19 protein-coding genes are annotated in these 21,485 nt (G+C 42.6%); 13 read left to right on the top strand and 6 right to left on the bottom strand.

Annotation, left to right across the window (positions count from 1 at the left end; all coding sequences use genetic code 11):
* Positions 1-34 precede the first annotated feature (34 nt).
* The 11 genes from HFD85_RS13630 to HFD85_RS13580 all read left to right on the top strand — a co-directional run bounded on the left by HFD85_RS13630 (position 35) and on the right by HFD85_RS13580 (position 12,172).
* On the top strand, positions 35-712 hold the full coding sequence (locus HFD85_RS13630) for a Crp/Fnr family transcriptional regulator (protein ID WP_167610725.1): 678 nt from the start codon (positions 35-37) through the stop codon (positions 710-712).
* Positions 705-1,454 carry a peptidoglycan editing factor PgeF gene (gene pgeF, locus HFD85_RS13625; RefSeq protein ID WP_167610722.1) on the top strand — a complete coding sequence of 250 codons (750 nt, stop codon included), beginning with the start codon at positions 705-707 and terminating at the stop codon, positions 1,452-1,454. The genes HFD85_RS13630 and pgeF overlap by 8 nt, the downstream gene beginning before the upstream one ends.
* 106 nt (positions 1,455-1,560) lie before the next feature.
* Positions 1,561-4,647: a glycosyltransferase family 117 protein gene (locus tag HFD85_RS13620; protein ID WP_167610719.1), complete on the top strand. Its 3,087-nt coding sequence runs from the start codon at positions 1,561-1,563 to the stop codon at positions 4,645-4,647.
* 24 nt (positions 4,648-4,671) lie between these two features.
* On the top strand, positions 4,672-5,940 hold the full coding sequence (purD, locus tag HFD85_RS13615) for a phosphoribosylamine--glycine ligase (protein ID WP_167610715.1): 1,269 nt from the start codon (positions 4,672-4,674) through the stop codon (positions 5,938-5,940).
* Positions 5,941-5,943: 3 nt separating this feature from the next.
* The gene (locus tag HFD85_RS13610) at positions 5,944-6,930 is read left to right on the top strand and encodes a DUF6427 family protein (RefSeq protein ID WP_167610712.1); all 987 of its coding nucleotides are present in this window, start codon (positions 5,944-5,946) and stop codon (positions 6,928-6,930) included.
* Complete coding sequence (locus HFD85_RS13605) at positions 6,930-8,579, top strand: carbamoyltransferase C-terminal domain-containing protein (RefSeq protein ID WP_167610710.1); 1,650 nt, start codon at positions 6,930-6,932, stop codon at positions 8,577-8,579. The genes HFD85_RS13610 and HFD85_RS13605 overlap by 1 nt, the downstream gene beginning before the upstream one ends.
* Positions 8,580-8,611: 32 nt before the next feature.
* Positions 8,612-9,322 (top strand): tRNA (adenosine(37)-N6)-threonylcarbamoyltransferase complex dimerization subunit type 1 TsaB, encoded by a 711-nt coding sequence (gene tsaB, locus HFD85_RS13600; RefSeq protein ID WP_167610707.1) that lies wholly within the window; start codon positions 8,612-8,614, stop codon positions 9,320-9,322.
* A complete protein-coding gene (locus HFD85_RS13595; protein WP_167610704.1) occupies positions 9,322-10,056 on the top strand; it encodes a DUF3108 domain-containing protein in 735 nt (244 codons plus the stop codon). Before tsaB ends, HFD85_RS13595 begins: the two co-directional genes overlap by 1 nt.
* A gap of 101 nt (positions 10,057-10,157) precedes the next feature.
* Positions 10,158-10,727 carry an elongation factor P gene (gene efp / locus HFD85_RS13590; protein ID WP_167610701.1) on the top strand — a complete coding sequence of 190 codons (570 nt, stop codon included), beginning with the start codon at positions 10,158-10,160 and terminating at the stop codon, positions 10,725-10,727.
* 163 nt (positions 10,728-10,890) lie between these two features.
* Positions 10,891-11,514 (top strand): hypothetical protein, encoded by a 624-nt coding sequence (locus tag HFD85_RS13585; RefSeq protein ID WP_167610698.1) that lies wholly within the window; start codon positions 10,891-10,893, stop codon positions 11,512-11,514.
* 19 nt (positions 11,515-11,533) lie between these two features.
* Entirely contained in the window at positions 11,534-12,172 is a 639-nt protein-coding gene (locus tag HFD85_RS13580; RefSeq protein ID WP_167610695.1) for a hypothetical protein, read from the top strand.
* A 33-nt stretch (positions 12,173-12,205) separates the two neighbouring features.
* Here HFD85_RS13580 and HFD85_RS13575 read toward each other — a convergent pair whose 3' ends face one another.
* From HFD85_RS13575 to HFD85_RS13550, 6 genes are all read right to left on the bottom strand, one after another.
* Positions 12,206-12,913 carry a porin family protein gene (locus tag HFD85_RS13575; RefSeq protein ID WP_167610692.1) on the bottom strand — a complete coding sequence of 236 codons (708 nt, stop codon included), beginning with the start codon at positions 12,911-12,913 and terminating at the stop codon, positions 12,206-12,208.
* A 92-nt stretch (positions 12,914-13,005) separates the two neighbouring features.
* Positions 13,006-13,626 (bottom strand): porin family protein, encoded by a 621-nt coding sequence (locus HFD85_RS13570; protein WP_167610689.1) that lies wholly within the window; start codon positions 13,624-13,626, stop codon positions 13,006-13,008.
* A 75-nt stretch (positions 13,627-13,701) separates the two neighbouring features.
* Entirely contained in the window at positions 13,702-14,706 is a 1,005-nt protein-coding gene (locus HFD85_RS13565; RefSeq protein ID WP_167610686.1) for a glucosaminidase domain-containing protein, read from the bottom strand.
* A 19-nt stretch (positions 14,707-14,725) separates the two neighbouring features.
* On the bottom strand, positions 14,726-15,373 hold the full coding sequence (locus HFD85_RS13560) for a hypothetical protein (RefSeq protein ID WP_167610683.1): 648 nt from the start codon (positions 15,371-15,373) through the stop codon (positions 14,726-14,728).
* Positions 15,374-15,413: 40 nt separating this feature from the next.
* A complete protein-coding gene (locus HFD85_RS13555; RefSeq protein WP_167610680.1) occupies positions 15,414-15,989 on the bottom strand; it encodes a porin family protein in 576 nt (191 codons plus the stop codon).
* A 357-nt stretch (positions 15,990-16,346) separates the two neighbouring features.
* On the bottom strand, positions 16,347-18,749 hold the full coding sequence (locus HFD85_RS13550) for a sulfatase family protein (RefSeq protein ID WP_167610677.1): 2,403 nt from the start codon (positions 18,747-18,749) through the stop codon (positions 16,347-16,349).
* Between the two features lie 356 nt (positions 18,750-19,105).
* Here HFD85_RS13550 and HFD85_RS13545 point away from each other — a divergent pair, with 356 nt between their 5' ends.
* Together HFD85_RS13545 and HFD85_RS13540 are read left to right on the top strand one after the other, a co-directional pair.
* Positions 19,106-20,701 (top strand): hypothetical protein, encoded by a 1,596-nt coding sequence (locus HFD85_RS13545; RefSeq protein WP_167610674.1) that lies wholly within the window; start codon positions 19,106-19,108, stop codon positions 20,699-20,701.
* 5 nt (positions 20,702-20,706) lie between these two features.
* On the top strand, positions 20,707-21,450 hold the full coding sequence (locus HFD85_RS13540) for a porin family protein (RefSeq protein ID WP_167610671.1): 744 nt from the start codon (positions 20,707-20,709) through the stop codon (positions 21,448-21,450).
* Positions 21,451-21,485 lie beyond the last annotated feature (35 nt).

The raw sequence follows: 21,485 nt of genomic DNA, 5'->3' as shown, positions 1-21,485 counted from the left end.
GTGGCGTTCCCAATTTTGTATCAAATGTTACAAAATGATAGATTATTCATTATTGAATCAATGTCCGGTTTTCAGGGGCATTTCTGAGGATGAAACCAGAAATTTACTGGGGCAGATTCATTACCAGGTCAGGAAATTTCAAAAAGATGAGGTAGTGGTTTTTGCCGGCGATACCGTGCAGGATCTGCTGATTGTAATGGCAGGAAGCGTGCGGGGCGAAATGATCGATTATTCGGGAAAAACAGTGAAAATTGAAGATATTGAAGCACCCAAACCGTTGGCGGCAGCCTTTCTGTTTGGTAAAGAAAATCGCTACCCGGTTACGGTTACTGCCAATAAAAAGGCAAGTGTACTTGCTATTCCTGTCCCCGAGTTTCTAAAAATATTGCAGCTAAATACGCTGTTGTTGCGCAATTACCTGAACAGCATTTCTTCGAGGGCGCAGTTTCTTTCTCAGAAGTTGAATTTTCTGAGTTTTAAAACGATCAGGGAAAAAGTGGCGCATTTTCTTTTACAACAGGTAGGTGACCGCTATCACTCGTTCGAGCTTAAAAATACACAGCAACAACTGGCCGATTTGTTTGGGGTAACACGCCCGTCGCTGGCACGGGTGCTAGGCGGCATGCAGGCCGAGGGTTTTATTAAAATTGAAAAGAAAACAGTTACCCTCCTCGATAAAAATGCACTCAACGAATTACTTAGAAATGGCTAATAACAATTTTATCCGATACCGGATTTTTGAAGCTCATCCCGAAATTGAAGCATTTACCACAAGCAAACAAAGTTTAACGAGCGCGAAAGCACGATTTACTGGTGATGAGGAGAATGGCTACCAATCAAACCGCGAAGAGCTGAGCCGGCATTTGGGTATCGAAACCGATAAGCTGGTATTTCCGCGGCAAACGCATACTTCCACGGTTTGCTGTATTGACGACATTCCTGAAACCGAAATATCGGAAACCGATGCTTTGGTAAGCGATAAAAAAGGGCTGTGTTTATGTGTTCAAACTGCCGACTGTGTGCCGGTACTGTTGTTCGATCCGGTAAAAAAAGTGGTTGCGGCTGTTCATGCCGGCTGGCGCGGAACAGTTGGTAAAATTGTAGCCAACGCCATATCAAAAATGACAGCTGATTATGCTTCAAATCCCGCGGATATCCTGGCAGCAATTGGCCCGTCGATTGGTCCGGAAGTTTACGAAGTAGGAAATGAGGTGGTAACAGCAGCGCAAAATGCAATTCCCAACGCCGCTCAAACGCTTCACCTGAACAGTTTGGGGAACTATCACTTCAATCTTTGGGAAGCCAACCGTCTGATTTTGCTTGAATGTGGTTTACAAAACAGCAATATTGAAGTGCTTGCAGAATGTTCGTTTGAATATGAACAGAAATATTATTCAGCCCGTCGTGATGGAGCAGATACCGGCAGAATGGTTTCCGGAATTATGTTGCTGTGAATTAAGTTTAAAATAAAACCAAGGCTTAGCTCTTTTCATCAAAAGCCTTATCTTCGCAACTGTTAAATATTTAGCATTTCTTTACGCTTTCTGAAAACATTAAAAAATGAAGCAATACAAACTGTTTAACAACGTATTTGGCTGGGTTAGTTTTGCCATTGCCGCTGTTGTTTATCTGATGACCATTGAGCCAACTGTAAGTTTCTGGGACTGTGGCGAGTTTATCACAACTGCATTCAAATTTGAAGTAGGACATCCTCCGGGTGCACCTATTTTTATGATTGTTGGCCGGATGTTTACCTTATTCGGTGGCCCTGAAAATGCAGCTAAATTGGTGAATATTATGTCGGCGCTCGCCAGTGCGTTCACCATCATGTTCCTGTTTTGGACAGTAACTCACCTCGCAAGAAAAGTGCTCACTCAAAATGGCGAAGAAATGACTCAGGGTCAGAGTATTGCAGTGATTACCAGTGGTTTGGCAGGTGCACTTGCCTACACTTTCTCCGACACCTTTTGGTTCTCGGCTGTTGAAGGCGAAGTGTACGCCAGTTCGTCGCTGTTGACGGCACTGGTTTTCTGGGCCATTTTAAAATGGGAAGATGTTGCTGATGAACCTTATGCCAATCGCTGGCTAATTTTTATCGCCTACATCGTCGGGCTGTCAATTGGTGTTCACTTGTTGAACCTGCTTGCGATCCCGGCCATTGTTTTTGTGTATTATTTCAGAAAATACGAAGTTACACGAAAGGGAATTATCTGGGCCTTGATTATTTCTGTTGGCGTTCTCGGAAGCATTATGTACGGTATTATTCCGGGAGTGGTAACCGTTGCGTCGTGGTTTGAACTGGTATTTGTAAATACCTTCGGACTACCCTTTGATTCGGGAATGTATTTCTACATTGTTTTGGTAGTTGCCGCGCTGACTTACGGAATTTACTGGACTTACAAAAAACAGAAAGTGGTGCTGAATACCGTGATTCTTGCGGTATCAGCTATTCTTATAGGTTATTCGTCGTTTGCCATTATTATGATTCGGTCGCAGGCTCAACCGCCAATGGATCAAAACAGTCCTAACAACGCATTTTCCCTTTTGAGTTATTTGAACCGCGAGCAATACGGAGAACGTCCATTGTTCAGTGGTCAGTATTATAATTCACCGCTTCAAGTTGGTAACCGTTTTTCAGAAGGTAAGGCGATCTATTCGCAAATCGATGGTAAATACGTGGTGACCTACAACCGTTACAAAGCCAATTACGACGAGCGTTTTACCACGGTTTTTCCGCGTATGTGGAGCTCGATGGATCCTCAGCATGAACAGGATTATCAACAGTGGGCGGGTATCGAAGGAACCCGAATTCAGTACCGTAACGAACGCGGCGAAACGGAAACAATCATCAAGCCAACCTTTGGCGAAAACTTGAAATTCTTTTTCCGCTACCAGGTGAACTGGATGTACTGGCGCTATTTTATGTGGAACTTTGTTGGGCGTCAGAACGATATTCAGGGACACGGCGATGTGCTGCATGGCAACTGGATAAGCGGAGTGAAATTTATTGACAACGCACTTTTAGGCAACCAGGATGCTTTGCCACCAAGTCTGGCCAATAATAAAGCACACAACACCTATTATTTCCTGCCATTCCTGCTCGGATTGCTTGGAATTTTCTTCCAGTACAACCGTGGTAAAGAAGGCAAAAAAGGATTGTGGGTGGTTTTCCTGCTTTTTGTACTTACCGGGTTGGCCATTGTTATTTACCTGAACCAGTATCCGCACCAGCCACGCGAGCGCGATTATGCCTATGCCGGCTCGTTCTATGCATTTGCCATCTGGATTGGTCTGGGAGTAATGGCGATTTCCGAATTCCTGAAAAAATTCATTCCCGATACCCTGTCTGCAGGCATTGCTGGAGTTGTTACACTGGTGTTGGTTCCCGGAATTATGGCAGCCCAAAACTGGGACGACCACGACCGATCGGGACGATATACCGCACGCGATTTTGGTGCGAATTATCTGAAAACATGTGCGCCAAACGGTATTATTTTCACCAATGGCGATAACGACACTTTCCCGCTGTGGTACAACCAGGAAGTGGAAGGTGTGCGAACCGATGTACGCGTGTGTAACCTCAGTTACCTGCAAACCGACTGGTACATCGACCAAATGAAACGTCAGTCTTACGAATCGGAACCGGTACCGTTTTCAATGTCAACCGACCAGTACCGACTGGGAACGCGCGATGCGGTATATGTGATGGATAATCCAAGAATAAGACGCGATTATGTGGGTCTGAAAGAAGCTGTTGATTTTATCTCGGATGATAATCCGGCTACCAAGTTGCAGCAGGCCGGCGACGCAGCTTATATTCCCAAGAAGAAGATTCACTTTAAAGTAGATAAAGAAGCGGTGATCCGCAATAAAGTTGTTCCGCCTGAAGATTACGATAAAATTGTTGATGAGATTGTGATCGACCTGTCAGGAAAAAGTGCGCTTTCGAAAGACGAAATGATGATCCTCGATCTGTTGGCCAACAACAACTGGGAACGTCCGATTTACTGGGCAATCACCGTGGGCAGCAGTAAGTACCTTAACCTGACCGATTATTTCCAGGTTGAAGGTTTTGCTTACCGTCTTGTTCCGATAAAATCTGATAGTAATCCGCAACAACTGAAGTTTGGCCGTGTGGCCACCGGCATCATGTACGATAACCTGATGAACAAATTCGATTGGGGACGCATGAATGAGCCTGATGTATATATCGACGAAAACAACGCGAGGATGATGACCAACATTCGCAACACCTTCAATCGTTTGGCCGCTGCTTTAATCGAAGAAAACAAGAAGGATTCAGCTGTTGCTGTTCTCGATCGTTGTGTCGAACTCATCCCTAGCGAGGTGGTTCCTTACGAATATTTCGCACTTCAACTCGCAGATAATTATGTTGGAGCCGGTGCAAACGACAAGGCCGTTGCCATGATAGAAACAGCGTATTCGAATTTCGACGACGAATTGAATTATTACTTCTCGCTCGATGCACGTGTATTTAATTCTGCAGGTGTTAACGAAGAAATTCAACGAAATATGTTTTATATGCAAAGGCTTCAGCAAATTGCTCAGAAAGCAGGCGATGCTGAGCTTTCAGAAAAAATCGGGCAAACATTGCAGTCCTATTTCGAACGCTTCAGAAACAGCTAATTTATAATTGAAAAGAAGATTAACATGAATATTTTGATCATTGGCTCGGGAGGTAGAGAGCACGCACTGGGATGGAAAATCAAACAAAGCAATAAGGTTGAAAAGTTGTTTTTTGCACCGGGAAATGCGGGAACTGCAAGTCTTGGCACTAATCTTTCGGCAGGAGTTTCCGATTTCGAAAAAATAAAATCACTGGTTCTGGAGAACGAAATCGATCTGATGCTGGTTGGTCCTGAAGTACCCCTGGTAGAAGGATTACACGATAAATTTGCTGCCGATCCCGAGTTGAAGGATGTGAAAGTGGTTGGCCCGAAAAAAGCCGGAGCCGAGCTCGAAGGTAGTAAGGACTTTGCCAAAGCTTTTATGGCGCGTCACAACATTCCAACGGCAAAATATTTTACCGTAACTTCTGACAACCTGGAAGAAGGTTTGGCATTTTTGCAAACCATGCAGGCTCCTTATGTTTTGAAGGCGGATGGTCTTGCAGCCGGAAAAGGAGTGCTGATCATTTCATCGCTCGAAGAGGCACAGGCATCGTTAAAAGAAATGCTGGGAGGACAATTTGGTGCAGCGAGTAGTAAAGTTGTTATCGAAGAATTCCTGAGCGGAGTTGAGGTTTCGGTGTTTGTGATTACCGATGGTAAAGATTATAAAATATTGCCCGAAGCCAAAGACTACAAACGAATTGGAGAAGGAGATACCGGCCTGAATACGGGCGGGATGGGAGCAATTACCCCGGTTCCGTTTGCCGACAAGGTGTTTATGGAGAAAGTTGAAAAGCAGATCATTCAACCTACTATCACAGGTCTTCAAAAAGACAACATCGAATACAATGGATTTGTGTTTTTTGGTCTGATCAATGTAAACAACGATCCTTACGTTATCGAGTATAATGTTCGCATGGGCGATCCGGAAACCGAAGCAGTAATGTTGCGTGTTAAATCTGATTTTGTTGATTTACTTGAAGGCGCTGCCGATGGTACGCTCGGAGAAAAATCACTTGAAATTGATGAGCGAACTGCAGTTACCGTTATGCTGGTTTCGGGTGGTTATCCGGGAGATTACGAGAAAGGAAAAGTAATTTCCGGAACCGAAAATGTGGACGGCAGTATTGTATTCCATGCCGGAACCGACACCAGTAACGGAGAAGTTGTTACTGCAGGCGGTCGTGTAATTTCGGTAAGCTCGTATGGCGAAAATATGAAACAAGCCCTGGCAACATCCTATAAAAATGCGGAACTGATAAATTTCGACGGCAAATACTACAGGAAAGATCTGGGCTTCGATTTATAATGCATGATTTTAAGAATATTAAAGTCGAACAACCTTAGTAACTTATTTTTTATTCCCATAGCCGTACTGGCATTCTGGGCCGGGAAAATATTTGCCCCGTTTACCTATTCTTATTCACCCGGCGAGGCGAAAAATGTTTTGTATGCCGCCATCAACCGATGGATTGGCGACTTGCCTTTGCTCAGTGTGATCTTGTCGGCTGTGTTTGTGGTGATCCTGGCTGTGCTGATAGAAATGATCATTGTGCGCTACCAGTTTATTCGCATTCGCACACGCCTTCCGGCCATTTTATTTGTTTTGATTGTTGGCGGACTAACGAGTATGCACAGCCTGCACCCGGTGTATTTTGCCGCCATATTTTTATTGCTGGCCATCTTTCGTTTATTCGGAATTTTCGATATCGCAAAAGCCTACACTGTGGTTTTCGATGTGGGATTTCTGCTGGGAGTTGGTGCACTGTTTTACCTGAATTTGTTTGCGGTTGTTCCGGCTTTTATCGTTGGAGTATTTGTATTGGGACGAGCTACCGGCTGGCGCGAATTTGTAATTCTCATTATTGCGTTTCTGCTACCCTTTGCTTTTGCGTACAGTTATTATTTTTATACCGATCAGATTGATCTGATCAACGAGGTTATCGTTCAGACCATAACCGGTTCGGTAAGCACACTCAAAGGGAATTTGTTTTTGCAGATCTACCTCGGAATCCTGGTTTTGTTTACAGTATTGGCCAGTATTGATATTGTGGCTCATTACGACAGTAAAAAAGTGAGCTCCAGAAAATATTTTACGGTGTTTTTCTACATCTTTATTTTTTCGATAATCAGTTATATTTTCATCCCTGCAACATCGCAGGAAATGCTGATCATTGCTGCCATCCCTGTTACCTTTTTGCTTTCTAACTTCTTTGTTTTTCTTAAAAGCAAGTGGTTAGGCGAATTGTTTTTTGCACTCTTGCTTACTGTTGTCATCGTTATGCAATTTCTGGGCTAATGGATAAAAACCGGGCAACGTTGGCTATCTACGGAATCCAGGATCGTTTTGATTACGAGCACCCCTTTTATGTGCACGATCACAACCTGGCCATTATGCAAAACGGCAAAGTGCAGCATTTTCTGCAACAGGAACGCATCTCGCGGAGGAAACGCGATAATACACTTCACCGGCATTTAAAGGAAATTTTAAAGGAAGGCAGACAACTAAGTTACGATTACGACCTGGTTTTTGTTGATAACGTGGTTGGGCGCACTTTTCTCTCTTCAACCGGAGTAGTTCGGTTTGAAGCACCGCTAAATGAAAAACTGGCAACAGGCCTCGAAAAAGGAAGGTGCTGGTGGTTTGGCAAGGAAAAGGAAGCCTGGGTTTTGAACCACGAACTGGCGCATATGTTTTCGTGCCTGCCGTTTTTTGGCAATTTCAAAGAAAACAGTTTGCTGGTGCATTTCGATGGGGGAGCGAGCTTAAGCAATTTCTCGGCAGCCCGTTTTAGCGACAATAAAATTGAATGGCTGGAGCACCACTGGGATCTAAAACCGTACTCTACGTTATACAATGCCAATGCCCTGGTTTTTGCTATTATCGGAGCAAAACTAAAGGATCAGAATGCTGTTCCCGGAAAATTCATGGGTTTTGCCGGTTGGGGAAAGTATCGCCCTGAACTGGAAGAGTGGTTGCGTAAACATAATTTCTTTCAGGATATCTGGGGCCAGACTGCTACATTTTTTCACCGGGCAAAACAGGATTTTGGCGTTGAGCTGCAATCGTTTAATCAGAAAGATCGTTTTATCCAGGATATTGCAGCCACCTTGCAACACGTTTTTGTACAGGCAATACTTGAAAAACTGAAGAACCTGCAGGATAAAACCGGGGCCAAAACACTTTATTATACCGGAGGTTCGGCACTAAACATTGTAGCCAATACCGAAATCATCAACAGTACTATTTTCGATGAGGTTTTTATTCCGCCCTGTACCGAAGATTCCGGGCTGGCGCTTGGCGCAGCTGCATTTGCCGAGTGGAAAAAACATGGTGTAATTGAACCACATTCGACGTACCTTAACAACTGGGGAATTGAGAACTATGAGGTAGAATACGATCAGGAAGTTATTCGCGAAACCGCTGAATTACTGGTTCACAAAAAGGTAATTGGTGTTTGCAACGGATACGGAGAAGCCGGTCCGCGTGCACTCGGTAACCGAAGTATTCTGGCGCTGGCCAATTCAAAAGCCCTTGCCAAAGAAATCAGCATGGAGAAAAAAGACCGTGAGTGGTATCGGCCGCTGGCGCCAGTTGCGCTCGAAAAGAACACCTGTTATTTTACCGGAGAGGCAACTGTTCATCCGCTTTCGAAATTTATGCTGCTCGATTTTAAGGTGCTTCCTGAACACCAACAGGAACTGGCCGGTGTGCTTCATGCCGATGGAACGGCACGCTTTCAAACCATATTTGAGCGCGAAGAAAATCCTTTTCTATTCGACCTGCTGACTTACCTCGATGAAAAGTACCGGGTGAGAGCACTGATCAACACTTCTTTCAATGCAGGTGGTGAGCCTGTTGTCCACACAGAAGAGGATGCACAGCGCTCTGCCGAGAAAATGCAACTTGATGCTTTGATCGTTAACGGAAAAATTGTGCAGCTTTAACTATTTTTGCAGAACTTTGTTTAAAGAGAATTATGGCAGTTATATTAAATATTGAAACTTCAACCGAGGTATGCTCGGTAACACTGGCAAAAGACGGTAAAACCGTATTTGAGAAAGAAAGTACCGAGGGTTTAAATCATTCACAATTACTCACGGTATTTATCGAAGACCTGTTCAAATCGAATAATTTCAGTTTTAAAGATCTGGATGCTGTTGCTGTAAGCAAGGGGCCGGGCTCGTATACCGGGCTGCGCATTGGCGTATCAGTGGCCAAAGGTTTGTGTTACGGACTGAACATTCCGCTTATCAGTGTGGGATCGATTGATTCCATGGGGCATCATGTTGCATTGCATGCAGAGGAGTTTTATCCGGTGTCGGCCAATGGTGGCCTGTTGTTTTGCCCTATGATTGATGCACGACGGATGGAAGTTTACACTGCGCTTTTCGATACAAACGGTGATGCAATATCTCCTGTGACGGCTGAAATTATTGATGAAAATTCGTTTGCTGATCAACTCGGAAATAATAAAATATTGTTTTTTGGAAACGGAGCTGAGAAATGTCGATCGAAGATTAGCCACGCTAATGCTTTATTTGAGGGGCCTTCGAGGACATCGGCACGGTTTATGCAACTACTTGCTGAAAACAAATACAATAAGCGGGAATTTGAGAACGTTGCTTATTTCGAACCTTTTTACTTAAAAGACTTTGTAGCAACCATCCCAAAAAATAAAGTACTGTGATGAAACAAAAACTCCTGATAGCATTTCTAATCTTCTTTCTTGCGCAAGGCGTTTCGGCCAAAGAAGAGCGCATTCGTTTTAATTTGAAATTTGGCTTATTTAAAGGAGGCGAGGCAGAGCTAACAGTTACCGATACGGTTTATGAAGGCCGCCCGGCCATACATTACCATGTATTGGGGCGTACCACCGGATTGGCTGAAAAACTTTACGGGGTATACGACATTTACGAAACAACCGTGGATGCAGAAACACACCTTCCGCTAAAAACCATTAGAAGCGTGAAAGAAGGAAACTACCGCCGTTATAATGAAACTTTCTTTTTCCACGACAACGATTCGATTTTTAGCCAGCGAAGCGGTGGCCGCAAGGTTCCCGAAAACCTGGTGGATATTATTTCGGTGTTTTTCTATTTTGTTCACAGTCAGGATGTCGGCAAGATGGTATCGGGCGACGGAGTAACCTATCCAACCATCAACGCTGATAAAATTTCGGATGTATCGGTTCGCTACCTGCGTGAGGAAGTTGTTGAAACCGACATCGGTAAAGTTGATTGTTATGTGCTGAATCCGGCAGTTGAAAAGGGCAAGGTGCTGGAACGTTCCGACGGTATAAGGTTTTACATGTCGAAAGAAAAAAAACTACCCGTATACATCACTTTCGAGATGAAGGTAGGAGCGCTCAAAGCAGTAATCCGAAGTTATGAGATTGATGGCGTTGAACAGATTACTGATTAGCAGCTGCATAAAATATCGGTAAAATTCGTAGAAGCGATTGATTTTTAACTGATTTGATTATTTTTGCAGCGTTCTAAAAAAAACACAAATAAAAATATAAGATGGCTAGTACGGCAGATTTTAAAAATGGAATGTGCTTCATGTTTAAGGGTGAGATATACTCTATTGTATCATTCTTACATGTAAAACCGGGAAAAGGACCGGCTTTTGTTCGCACAAAACTTAAAAACGTTAAAACCGGAAGGGTAATTGAAAATACATTTAACTCGGGTGTAAAAGTCGATGATGTTCGCGTGGAACGACGTCCTTATCAATTTTTGTACCGCGATGAAATGGGGCTGAATGTGATGAATAATGAAACATTTGAGCAGATTTCAATTCCGGCTGAGATGGTCGAAAATAACGACCTGATGAAGGAAGGACAGATTATTGAAATTCAGTTTCACGCAGAAGAGGAGATTCCTTTGACCGCTGAAATGCCGGATAAAGTAGAATTGACTGTTACCAGCACCATCGAAGGTGAAAAAGGAAACACCGCCAGCTCTACTGCACTGAAACCTGCAACCCTTGAAACCGGTGCCGAAGTTATGGTTCCGATGTTTATTAACGAAGGCGACGTAATTAAAGTAAGCACAAGCGACCGTTCATACAGCGAACGTGTGAAACAATAGCATATTACTTTATCAAAATATTACTGATCGGCTCCGGATATTCCGGGGCCGATTTTTTTTGCCTCTTTTCTAAGGACATTCGTTCAAAATTTTCAGAAAATCTCTTGGCTTATTAAGCGAAAAGTCAGAAATTTAAACATAATAATTTACTAAGATCTTGAAAATGAAAACGAATTTGTTTGTTTTACTCGTAGTTGCAGTAATTCTCGGAGGATGTGCTACAACCATGTCGTCGACCTGGAAAAAAAGCGATTACGAAGGAAGATCATTTAATAAAATTCTGGTAGTTGCCGAATCCAGCAGCAAGCAGGGCCGGGTTAATTCCGAGAATACGATCGTAGAGCGTTTGCAAAAAGAAGGAATAAACGCTACGAATAGTTTAAGTGTTTTTCCGCTGAATGAGAATGTTTATGCACTTTCGCCTGAAGAAATCGAAGACCGCATCCTGAAAGGCGGCTACGACGGTGTGTTGATCTCGTCGCTGGCTGATGCCAATTCACGCGAAGTTCGCGAAGGCGGTGGCACCTACGCACAGCCGGTTACATACCGATACGGAAGAATGATCCGCACGGGTTATGTTCATGTTCAGGAACCGGAATATTACCGCCGTGAAGTAACGTATGTACTGCAGACCCAGCTCTACGACGCGAAAGATTCTGCCAATAAGGAATCGGTAGTTTGGGCCGGACAGGCAGAAATCACTGATCCGTCGTCGCTGGAATCTGGCGTAAAAGATTACGCCAAAGCGCTGGTGAAATCATTACTCGATTCAGGAGTTATCAAATAACACAATATATTAATCTGTTATGAAAGCAAGAATAATAATCAGTTTGTTGGCCATGACCTTGTTATGGTCGTGTGCAACTACCATGGAACACACCTGGAAAAAGGAAAGTTTTGAAGGTAAAAAGTTTGAAAAGATACTGGTTCTGGCAATAAGTAAGAACCTGAAATCGAGAACCCTGTATGAAAATACAATGGTTGATATGCTGAAGCAGGAAGGAATAAATGCGACAAACGCGTTGAACGTTTTTACGCCGGTCGAAAATTTAAAGGATATTACTGAGGCTGATATTGAAAAACGGATAAAAGACGGCGGTTACGATGGTGTACTGGTTACTACACTTATTGATACCCGCACCCGTGATGTGCAGGTGAATAATAATTCGTATTATCCGTATATGTATGGTGGATATTATGGTTATGGCTACCGTAGTTTTATTTATTCCAACTACAATTACATGTATTCCGACCAGTATCGCGAAGAAAAAACCTACGTACTTGAAACACGGCTTTACGATGTAAACATCAGCGATCCTAAACAAGCTGTAGTTTGGGCCGGACAATCCGAACTGGTTGATCCATCGAGTTCGGAAAGTTCTTCGAAAACGTATTCCAAACAATTGGTAAAAGCGCTGCTCGATTCGGGCGCAATAATTAAATAATAAAAAGATTTCTTATGGGAAAGGCCAGGCGGACTAATTCGTTTGGCCTTTTTCATTTTTCTTGGCTGCGCCAATCGGTATTTTACAAATCAGGTAAATCGAATTGCTTCTCGATCCCGATACATCTTTGAACACGTTTGTAAATCCCTGGTAATAGCGGGCGCCTATGCTCCAACCTTCTCCTTTTAACAGTTTATAGCCGGCTCCAACTGCAATTCCGCCATCGAACCAGTTGGTGAGGGAATTGTTGTAATCCTTAATAATGACGTCACGATCATTGTAATCTGATTTGAATTGCACATAACTGCTGTACATCCAACCCAGTTGAGGGCCTGCTTCAACATAGGTGTAATTTTTAAAGCGGTACTGCGCCAGCATGGGCAAATAAAATACAAAAATATTCTGGCTGTACTTCCCCGGATATTCCAGTTTTGTGGCATCAAGAAATTCGATGTCCTTATCCGAGAGTTTCGACATTCCCATGTTAAAAAGACATTGCAGGCCGATGTGAAAATACAGAGAATTCTTCATCCGAATATCGAAGTAATAGCCTAAGTTGAATTTTGCGAGTCCGGCATCGTTTTCGAAACCGTTGATATTGCTGTAGTTAAAGCCACCTTCCAGTCCAAATTCGATACCATCAGTATTGAGTTTATCCCCAAATAAAACCGAGATAAGAATCTGCGAACGGGCGCCGACAGAAAACAGGATAAGTGCGATGATTAACAGTAATTTTTGCATTCAGTGTTTTTAACGGAAGATAAGTAAATTACAATAAAATTACCTCAAGAAGCGAATGTGAAATTGTTTTTCGATTTCATTTCGCAGGAATTTTATTTGCCGGTAATGTTAAACCGGAGCACGGCTGCGATTAAAAAGTTCTGGTGATTGCTGTTGGCCGGTGGTATTTTAGCACCGTTTCCGCTCATATCTGTTAATCCGTAAACGGCCCGTGCCCCGATACTAAAGCGGCGGTTAACCCAGTATCCAATTCCTGCCGGAATACTAATGTCAACCGTTTTTACAGCTTCCTTGTAATCTGCTTTATCGCCATTATCAGGATGATCTTTTCCGCTTACTAAAAACCCGGTTTGTAAACCGGCTTCCCAAAAGAATCCACCCGCTGATCGATGCCTGTACAGAATCGGCACACCAATGTATCCAAGCGTTATTTTTCCCGATTGGGTGCCATCATTTTCAATGATTATTTCACTGTATTCAGCGCCTTGCACGCTATAAACAATCCCCATGTTCAGGAATGATTTTTCGCCGAACTGTACAACATTTTTTTCAATTCCGAAGAAATAGGCAAAGGACGGATCAAGTTTGTCTCCTCCAAAAACATGCGACAGACCGGCTCCGGCAACGATGCTGAAATCTTCCGGCACCTTGTTCTCCTGGCTCCACACCGTTAAAGCAGAACAAATTAATAATGCAGCGCTGAGTTTTTTCATTTAACGAAGTTTGAAGTGTCACGCTGTCAAGGTACAAAATTTTACATAAAAATACGAAGTGTAATTTATACTGTTTTAATCGGCTGCCGGTATCAAGAAAATTGGTGGCTCATCCGATAAATAGGCATCGTCTGCCGGGTAAAGCCGATTGTAATCCATCATCGCTTTTAGCGACTCAACATAACTAGCTCCATGTTCCGAGTATCTTGTAAGTCCGTCTGCCAGGGCGTTCCCGGTTATCTTTTGTCCTTTCTTGCGAAGATTGGCCCGGATTTCCCGAAGTTCGGCATAGGCATAATGTGTATTCAGATTAAGCATATAGGCCGAAACCGATTCCTGCAGTGAACTGAAGGCGGCAACACCATAATTTCCCAAATGCGTTCTCTGATTTTCCGGTTTCATGGCGTTCTCTCCCCATGCCCATTGACCGTACATGGCGTTACCTTGTGCTGCGAAGCGTGAGGTTCCCCAACCGCTCTCGGTTGCACTTTGCCCCAAAGCCAGCGAAGGAGGTATAATATCCACCCTTTTCCACAGTTCGTCAAACATGGCCGCTGTTAACTGACTATCGTCGGTGTTGACCTTGTACAATTTGGCCAGTTTCAGTATCCAGATTTTATCCATTTCAGGCAGAGCGTTACCTTTTTGAAACGATGTCTTAATTTTCTCGAGCCTGTTTCGGTCTTGCAAAATCAACTCATTTGCGTGTAGAATAAGCGGTGCAAGTCCGCGAAAAAATAGCTGTTTCTTATTTAAAGTGGTTATTTCCTTTGTTGTGGTAGTACCCCATCTATCGCCAACTGCAACCAGGTAGGCGCGGGGGACCTCACGAATTCCTGCCTGCCAGGCTTCAGGCGTATAGTTCAGTTTTTCAAAAAGATCCAGCATATCCTTGTACGATCCGCCTACATATTTCTGGGAAGCGTCAAGCTTATCGATTGTTTCTAGATAGTTCAGCGGAATTGTTGAAGGAATTGTGTCCACCTTTTCTGCCTCAAAAGAGCTTTGATCTTTTTTATTCGCGCATCCGGCCAGAATTAAGAGAATACAAATTGAAATGATCAGCTTTCTTACTCGCATATGTTTTTTTCGTAATTTATTAGAATCCTACGGCAATACCAACATTAAAAAATGGTTCCACTGTTTTATAGGGAGAGTCATCATTCTGTAGCACATCCCATAAAACTTCGGCATTCAATGAAACGCCTTTTGCAACCGGTAGATTGTAGCCTCCGCCAACATACAGGAATGAAATCCACTGCCGATTGCTTTGATCAACAGTCTGATAAATTTTATAGTTCATTTCCGAGAACTCGGCATGACCATAAATTCTTTGAGTAATAAAAAGTCGTGAAAATGCGCCGATTCCGTAGTTCGAACCTTCCTTCTTAGGAGTATAATTTTTGTTTTTAAAATACTCATACGAGAGTTTTGCTCCTACCGAGAAACGTGGCAGCAGTTTATAGCCGATCAAAGGCTCAAAACCGATTGAGGTGTATTTTCCGATCGAGAAATTACCATAACCACCAAAATATACTTTTTCATTTTGCTTATTTTCCTGTTGCTGGCCCTCATTAGTTTTCTGAGCCTGGGGCTGAGCGTTTTCCTGGGGAACATATACAGTGTCCACTCTCACCTGTTGAATTTTAACTGTATCTACTCTTATTACCTGGCCGCGGATCGTATCCTGAGCAAGACCAGCGTTAACAATAAGTGCAAATACAGCCAGTAAACAGAAATTTTTCATGATTTTTGATTTTAAGATTTGATCTTTTTAGTCTCTTCAGTTAAAAGGAAACGGCTGCACCAACCTGTAAATACTGGCTTTTAAGGCCGTTTCTAACTTCAATTAATCCCCAGTGGTAGCGTGCTTCTACTGATACAAAAGCAATCTTTACGCCTGCTCCCAGGAAAACGGGTGCATCGAACCATTTTGATTTGTCACTATCCTTCGGACTGGCTTCGTAATCGCCGGCAGAAAATTTTTCGCTGACTTTAAAATTACCGGCTATCCCACCAAGTCCGTAAACCGGTCCTACCTTAAGTTTCAGGTACAAGGGAACGCTAATGGTATGCAAAATCCGTTCGCCACCTCCGGTGTACGACAAGCCATTTTGAAAATACTCCAATCCTTTACCAAAATTGAAAAGGGGAGCTACTTTATTCTCGTTAAAGAATCCTACGTAAAAACTGTTTAATGGATCGGCACTGTAAGGTTCAGCGCCATCCTTAACCAGTGTAGCCGAGTGCCACCCGGCACGCATACCGGAAACCATATTCTTTTCACTTTCTTTGTTTTGAGCCGGCGTTGCAGAATAAAGAACAACTGCCAGAATCAATGTAAATAATACTTTCTTTTTCATAGTTGTAATTTTTTAGTTTCAATCAAATTGAAGGTGGTTTCTATAGTTTTTCTGTCGCCTGTGTTATCCATTTTACCATTTTTACCAGATCGGTGACATAGACTCTCATGATCGGGTCGATATCTTCATCCTTCCGGTGGTGGTGAAACCAGTTTTAAACTGTTGGGTAGTTCCTGTTCAGTTAAGTATCCCATCAGAATTCCTTTGCTTATCTTGGGAATATCCTTGGATATTGGTTTGTCAGTTGTTGATTGTTAAACACAATCGAAAATCAGTAACCCAAAAATAAAACTGAACAAAAGCTATTTCATCGTTTATCTATTAAGAGATAAATTCTCTAATTTCATCCTGAAAATCTTATTCAATATCAAATACAACCCTATGCAATTGTCCGGTGGTAAACATAAATTTACCTTTTGCTTCGTATTCCAGGTTTACGGGCATTCCCTCATCTCGGCCAATGTCAAAAGTTTCATGCCCGGTATAGGCTCCGTAAACAGTTGCCTGGATATCCAATTCACCGACCTTCTCATCGTTAATAAAAAACTCAACCAGCGATGGCCCGTTTAACCTGGCTTCTTTCATGGTATGCTTCAGCGTAATTTTTAACTCTCCGTTAGGAATTTGTACCCCTGCAAAGTCGTGCCAGAGTACTCCTAGGGTAGAGAAACTGTAACGCAGTTTGCCATCCTTGATAAATAATGTTTGTCCGCCCATATGGTCACCAACGGCATAAATAACACCCTCTGTAGTTTTATCAGCGGTGATATACGCGTTGACCTGGTAATTGTTTGATTTAATGTATGGTCCGGCCGCTTCAGGAACCCGGTAAACATTGGTGGTCAGTTCCCAGTGCTTTTTAGCCACTGCCGCCGGATTTGCTTCAGGTTGAAGCATCCTTGCCAGTCCTCCTCCAACGGGCTCAACATCATATTTTTTTGCTTCTTCCCAGAAGATTTCTTCCAGTTCTTTTACCTTCTCGGGATATTGATCTGCAACGTTAACCGTTTGCCCGGGATCTTCATCGATATTGTATAATTCCCAGGTTGTATTCAGCGGATCAAAATTCGCCAGTGCCTGGGGATCAACTGACCATGGAATCCGGTAAGGTTTACCTGCCAGGGTCCAACCGTCATGATAAATACCCATGAAACCTGTAAATTCAAAGTATTGGGTGGGGTGGTTTGTTTTTGCTTCAGGATTGTCCCAGGCATAAACCAGTGATTTTCCGGGACGTTCTTTAACTTTTTGCCCGTTTACAAAATCGGGTTGTGGCACACCGGTAACTTCAAGTATTGTCGGAACAATATCGGTTACATTCTGAAACTGTCTTCTCCATTCTCCTTTAGCCTGAATCATTTTCGGATACCGGATTGCAGTAGCTGAAACCGTGCCTCCAAAGTGTGAAGCAACCTGCTTGGTCCATTGGAACGGCGTGGAAGTTGACCAGGCCCAGGCTACAGAAAAGTGGTTGTTCATGTTGGGTCCACCCCATTCTTCAAGCCCTCCGTATTTTTCAAGAAGTTCGAGTTGCTGATCCATCGTAAGCGGTGGAAAACCGTTTTGCATTAAAAGTTCGGAAACAGCTCCGGTAGTAGTTCCTTCGGCAGTGGCCCCATTGTCGGCAGTAAGGTAAATTACCAGCGTATTATCCAGTTCACCCATTTCATCGAGGTGTTTAATTATCCTACCAACATTATAATCCACATGTTCCATAAATGCAGCATTGATTTCCATCTGGCGCCTTAAAAATGCTTTTCCTTCTTCGCTGAATGAATCGAAAGCAGGAATGGATTCCGGGCGAGGTACCAGTTTGGTATTTTCGGGAACAAGGCCTAATTTTTTTTGACGGGCGAGTACTTCTTCGCGGTAAACATCCCATCCCTGGTCGAATTGACCCTTGTATTTATCGTGCCAGTCTTTCGGCACATGCAAAGGCGCATGAATGGCACCCGGAGCAAAATAGACAAAGAAAGGAGCGTTTCTCAGCCCTTTCCAGTTATCAATCCAACGGATAGTCTGATCGGCCAGATCCTGCGACAAATGGTAAGGTGAGCCATCGGCATTTGTTTTGGGTGTTTCAATGGCGGTATTGTTTTCATATAAAAGCGGATGAAACTGGTTGGTTTCGCCTCCCAAAAAGCCATAAAAATATTCAAACCCCCACATTCCTGTCGGCCAGGCCTGGAAAGGCCCCACCGGAGACGCTTCTTCCATCGGGGTGTTGTGCCATTTACCAAAAGCGGCAGTGGCATATCCATTGTCGGTCAGAATTTTTGCTATTGAAGGTGTAGAATAATCCATCTGTGCGTTGTACCCGGGATAACCTACCGCAAATTCGGTAATATTACCCAGCCCAATAGTATGGTTGTTATAACCTGTGAGAAGGGCACCTCTCGTTGGAGAACAAACTGCACACACCGAAAAGTGTGTGTATCTTATTCCTTCGTCTCCAATTTTATCGAATGTTGGTGTTTTAATAGCACCACCAAATGAACCGGCGTTGGAATATCCGGCATCGTCGAGCATAATAACCAAAACGTTGGGCGAGTCTTTTTTGGGTTTGTGCGGACCTACAAAATCAGGCTTCGAATCAGCAAGGACTTTTTCCTGCACACCTTTCCATTCATTTAAAGGGTATGGGATAGAATTTTCGTCTGTTGTTTTTACTTCCTGTGTTGTACACGAAAATAAAAAGCTTCCGATAACAATAAGGATACAGAAAATCCGGGTTGATCTTTTTTGGAATTGAAGAGTCATAATTTTTATGTTTTAAGTTTGTTCAAGTCGTGCAAGTAATTCTTCTTTTAAATCCTGAATTGTTTGAGCATATTTTGTTGTTATACTGCCAGATTTTGTCGTGGATAACTTTTTAAGCTCCTGTTTGCAAAACAGGTAATCTTCCACTATTTCCTGAAAGGTTTCATCGAAACGAAGCAGCCATTCTATCTTTTTTTTAGAATCAGGGAATTCGGTTATAAGCTCAATATAGGAGTCTGGCAACATAAAATTAAGTTGATCCTATTGGTTTTTAGAAAAAGTTAAGGTAAATTACTCGCAATTAGAAGTTTATAACCGTATTATACAGTTAAACGGAAGGCCGCCAAAAGATTGAAATGAAAAGTCTTAAAACTAACCTGATTGATGAAAGTTTAATCATAAAGCAGATCGAGAAGATCTGCTTAAGCGATGATTTTCGAACCAAGGATCTGTTGTGCAAATTTCTTTCATATGTTGTTTCAGAGTATCTGGCCGGACGGGCCGAAAAACTCAAGGGCTATTCCATAGGAGTAGATGTGTTTGGGCGAAATGAAGATTTTGATCCGAGCCAGGATGCGCTGGTTCGAATACATGCAGGGCGCTTGCGTAGAATGCTGGATCTATTTTATTTGAAGGAAGGAAAGGATGATCAAATAATAATTGAGATTCCGAAGGGCGGATATACGCCTTTTATATCATTAAAAAAGGCTATTAAAAAGGAACTGGTACAAACCACAGAATTTCGAAGAAAATACAGCGGCGAACCTAAATTAGCCGTGTTCCCATTTACCGATCTTACAGAAGATGGTTCTATGCACTATTTTTCCAGGGGAATAACAGAAGAGTTATCGGTGGTTTTAACCAAGTACGAAGATATTTCGGTGTACAACTTCTCTGCATTTTCAAAAGAAAATATGACGAAGAACCATCTTAAAAAACTGGTTGAAAAAAGTGGTGTAAGGTTTATTCTTGAAGGTGCATTGAATAAGGCCGGAGATCAGATAAAAATTCTCGCACGGCTAACTGATCTGTCCGTTGGGAAACAGATCTGGGCCGAAAGTTATAGCCGAAAGCTAAATAGTAGCAATACATTTGTCATCCAGGAATCGGTTGCAAAGGAAATTGCGAATGTACTTTGCAGCGAATATGGTATCATTCTTCACCAGCTGACTGTTGATTCTTATAATCATAATTTCAAGGATTTTGAAACGTATGATGCTGTACTGAAATTTTATGATTTTCAGCTTCGGCTCACCCAAAGTTCTGCAGAACAGGCTTTTGAAGCAATAACCCATGTTTATGAGAAAAATCCTGAATCCGGTTTAATTAATGCACTTCTTGCTGCATTGCACGGAACAGTCTACACCCTCGACTATCCGAATTCAACTGAATCCTATAAGCTTTTTGTTGCGTTGGCTGAAAAAGCAAAGTATATTGAGCCTGAAAGCTTTATTGTGAGCGCTATTCTGGCTACCAAGTGTTTTGTGTGTAACGAAAAAGAACGATTTCTTGATTTGGCCGAGAAGTGTCTTGCCATTGACCCGATTGGTGCCCTAAGGGCAGGGACACTCGCATTCTATTTGTGTTTATACGGGGAGTGGGAAAAAGGGAAGCAGATGCTGGATAACATTATGCACCGAAATATGAGCTATCCGCTTTATTTTCATGGCTGCACCATGTTGTATTACTACCGAACCGGAACTTATGATGAAGCTTTGTTGGAAGCCAATAAATATAATATTCCTTCAGTATTCTGGGGACCAATGTTACGTGCTGCTGTTAACGGACAACTGAGTAATTTCGAGGAAGCATCAAAACAGGTAAAAGATTTACTTGAATTAAAGCCTGATTTTGAGAAAAAAGCAGAATATCTTATCAGCCGGTATGTAAAAGAAGAATCACTTGTAAATCATATCCTCGAAGGCTTGCGTTTGGCAGGATTGAAACTATAATAAAAATGAAAAAGCAATTTTTTTTGGCCTTGTTTTTATGTTCAACCACTATTTTATTACCTACACGACAGGTTAAAGGTCAGGCCGCCATTGTGGCTTTGCTTTTTGGCGATCAGGTGGCTTCCGAAAAGTTTAATATCAGCATGGAAGCAGGTGGTTTTTTTTCTCATTATTCAGATATACCTGATACAAAGCGTTCCCGAATGGGGATAAATTTTGGAATTGGTGCAAATCTTCAACTAGCAGAAAACTGGTATTTCAGCCCCCAGATTTATTTTGTAAGTATTCGAAATGTACGGTTCAAAACCTATTCTCTGGCTACGGGCAGCCCCGGTCTTGATGCTGAATTCATGAATGTGCCTGCAACGTTGTACCTTGGATACAATGAAATTCCCATCTTGTTTTCTTATCAAACCAATAACAGAAAATGGAGATACAGCCTGGGACCGCAAGTCTCTTTTTTACGAAATGCAAGTGCAACATTTAGAGGAGAAGAAGGTGAATTTAAACAAGATTTTGAGTCATATGTAAACAAAGTAGATTACGGACCGGTTGCCGATGTTTGTTATTTGCTTGGAAAAGCACTTAAAGGCAGAGGAATATTTGTGCATGCCCGGTATTATTATGGCTTAGCCGACCTTTTCAACGACAAATTAAGTGCTGACGTTAATCGCATGGGCTATTTCTCATTGCATTTGAGTTTACCATTTATTACCGACGAACTGGCTGCTAAAAACCTGGAAAACTAAATACTAATGTGAAAGAAGAACCGCTTGTTAATCAC

Source organism: Maribellus sediminis, assembly GCF_011799805.1.
In the GTDB taxonomy this organism is placed as follows: domain Bacteria; phylum Bacteroidota; class Bacteroidia; order Bacteroidales; family Prolixibacteraceae; genus Draconibacterium; species Draconibacterium sediminis_A.
This window is presented reverse-complemented; position numbering and strand designations above follow the sequence as displayed.

Coding starts and splice junctions, on each gene's coding strand:
- HFD85_RS13545 (WP_167610674.1), top strand. CDS start 19,106: ATGAAAAGTCTTAAAACTAACCTGATTGATGAAAGTTTAATCATAAAG.
- HFD85_RS13560 (WP_167610683.1), bottom strand. CDS start 15,373: ATGAAAAATTTCTGTTTACTGGCTGTATTTGCACTTATTGTTAACGCT.
- HFD85_RS13605 (WP_167610710.1), top strand. CDS start 6,930: ATGGATAAAAACCGGGCAACGTTGGCTATCTACGGAATCCAGGATCGT.
- HFD85_RS13585 (WP_167610698.1), top strand. CDS start 10,891: ATGAAAACGAATTTGTTTGTTTTACTCGTAGTTGCAGTAATTCTCGGA.
- pgeF (WP_167610722.1), top strand. CDS start 705: ATGGCTAATAACAATTTTATCCGATACCGGATTTTTGAAGCTCATCCC.
- HFD85_RS13575 (WP_167610692.1), bottom strand. CDS start 12,913: ATGCAAAAATTACTGTTAATCATCGCACTTATCCTGTTTTCTGTCGGC.
- HFD85_RS13620 (WP_167610719.1), top strand. CDS start 1,561: ATGAAGCAATACAAACTGTTTAACAACGTATTTGGCTGGGTTAGTTTT.
- HFD85_RS13610 (WP_167610712.1), top strand. CDS start 5,944: ATGATTTTAAGAATATTAAAGTCGAACAACCTTAGTAACTTATTTTTT.
- HFD85_RS13570 (WP_167610689.1), bottom strand. CDS start 13,626: ATGAAAAAACTCAGCGCTGCATTATTAATTTGTTCTGCTTTAACGGTG.
- tsaB (WP_167610707.1), top strand. CDS start 8,612: ATGGCAGTTATATTAAATATTGAAACTTCAACCGAGGTATGCTCGGTA.
- HFD85_RS13565 (WP_167610686.1), bottom strand. CDS start 14,706: ATGCGAGTAAGAAAGCTGATCATTTCAATTTGTATTCTCTTAATTCTG.
- HFD85_RS13555 (WP_167610680.1), bottom strand. CDS start 15,989: ATGAAAAAGAAAGTATTATTTACATTGATTCTGGCAGTTGTTCTTTAT.
- HFD85_RS13595 (WP_167610704.1), top strand. CDS start 9,322: ATGAAACAAAAACTCCTGATAGCATTTCTAATCTTCTTTCTTGCGCAA.
- HFD85_RS13550 (WP_167610677.1), bottom strand. CDS start 18,749: ATGACTCTTCAATTCCAAAAAAGATCAACCCGGATTTTCTGTATCCTT.
- HFD85_RS13540 (WP_167610671.1), top strand. CDS start 20,707: ATGAAAAAGCAATTTTTTTTGGCCTTGTTTTTATGTTCAACCACTATT.
- purD (WP_167610715.1), top strand. CDS start 4,672: ATGAATATTTTGATCATTGGCTCGGGAGGTAGAGAGCACGCACTGGGA.
- HFD85_RS13580 (WP_167610695.1), top strand. CDS start 11,534: ATGAAAGCAAGAATAATAATCAGTTTGTTGGCCATGACCTTGTTATGG.
- HFD85_RS13630 (WP_167610725.1), top strand. CDS start 35: ATGATAGATTATTCATTATTGAATCAATGTCCGGTTTTCAGGGGCATT.
- efp (WP_167610701.1), top strand. CDS start 10,158: ATGGCTAGTACGGCAGATTTTAAAAATGGAATGTGCTTCATGTTTAAG.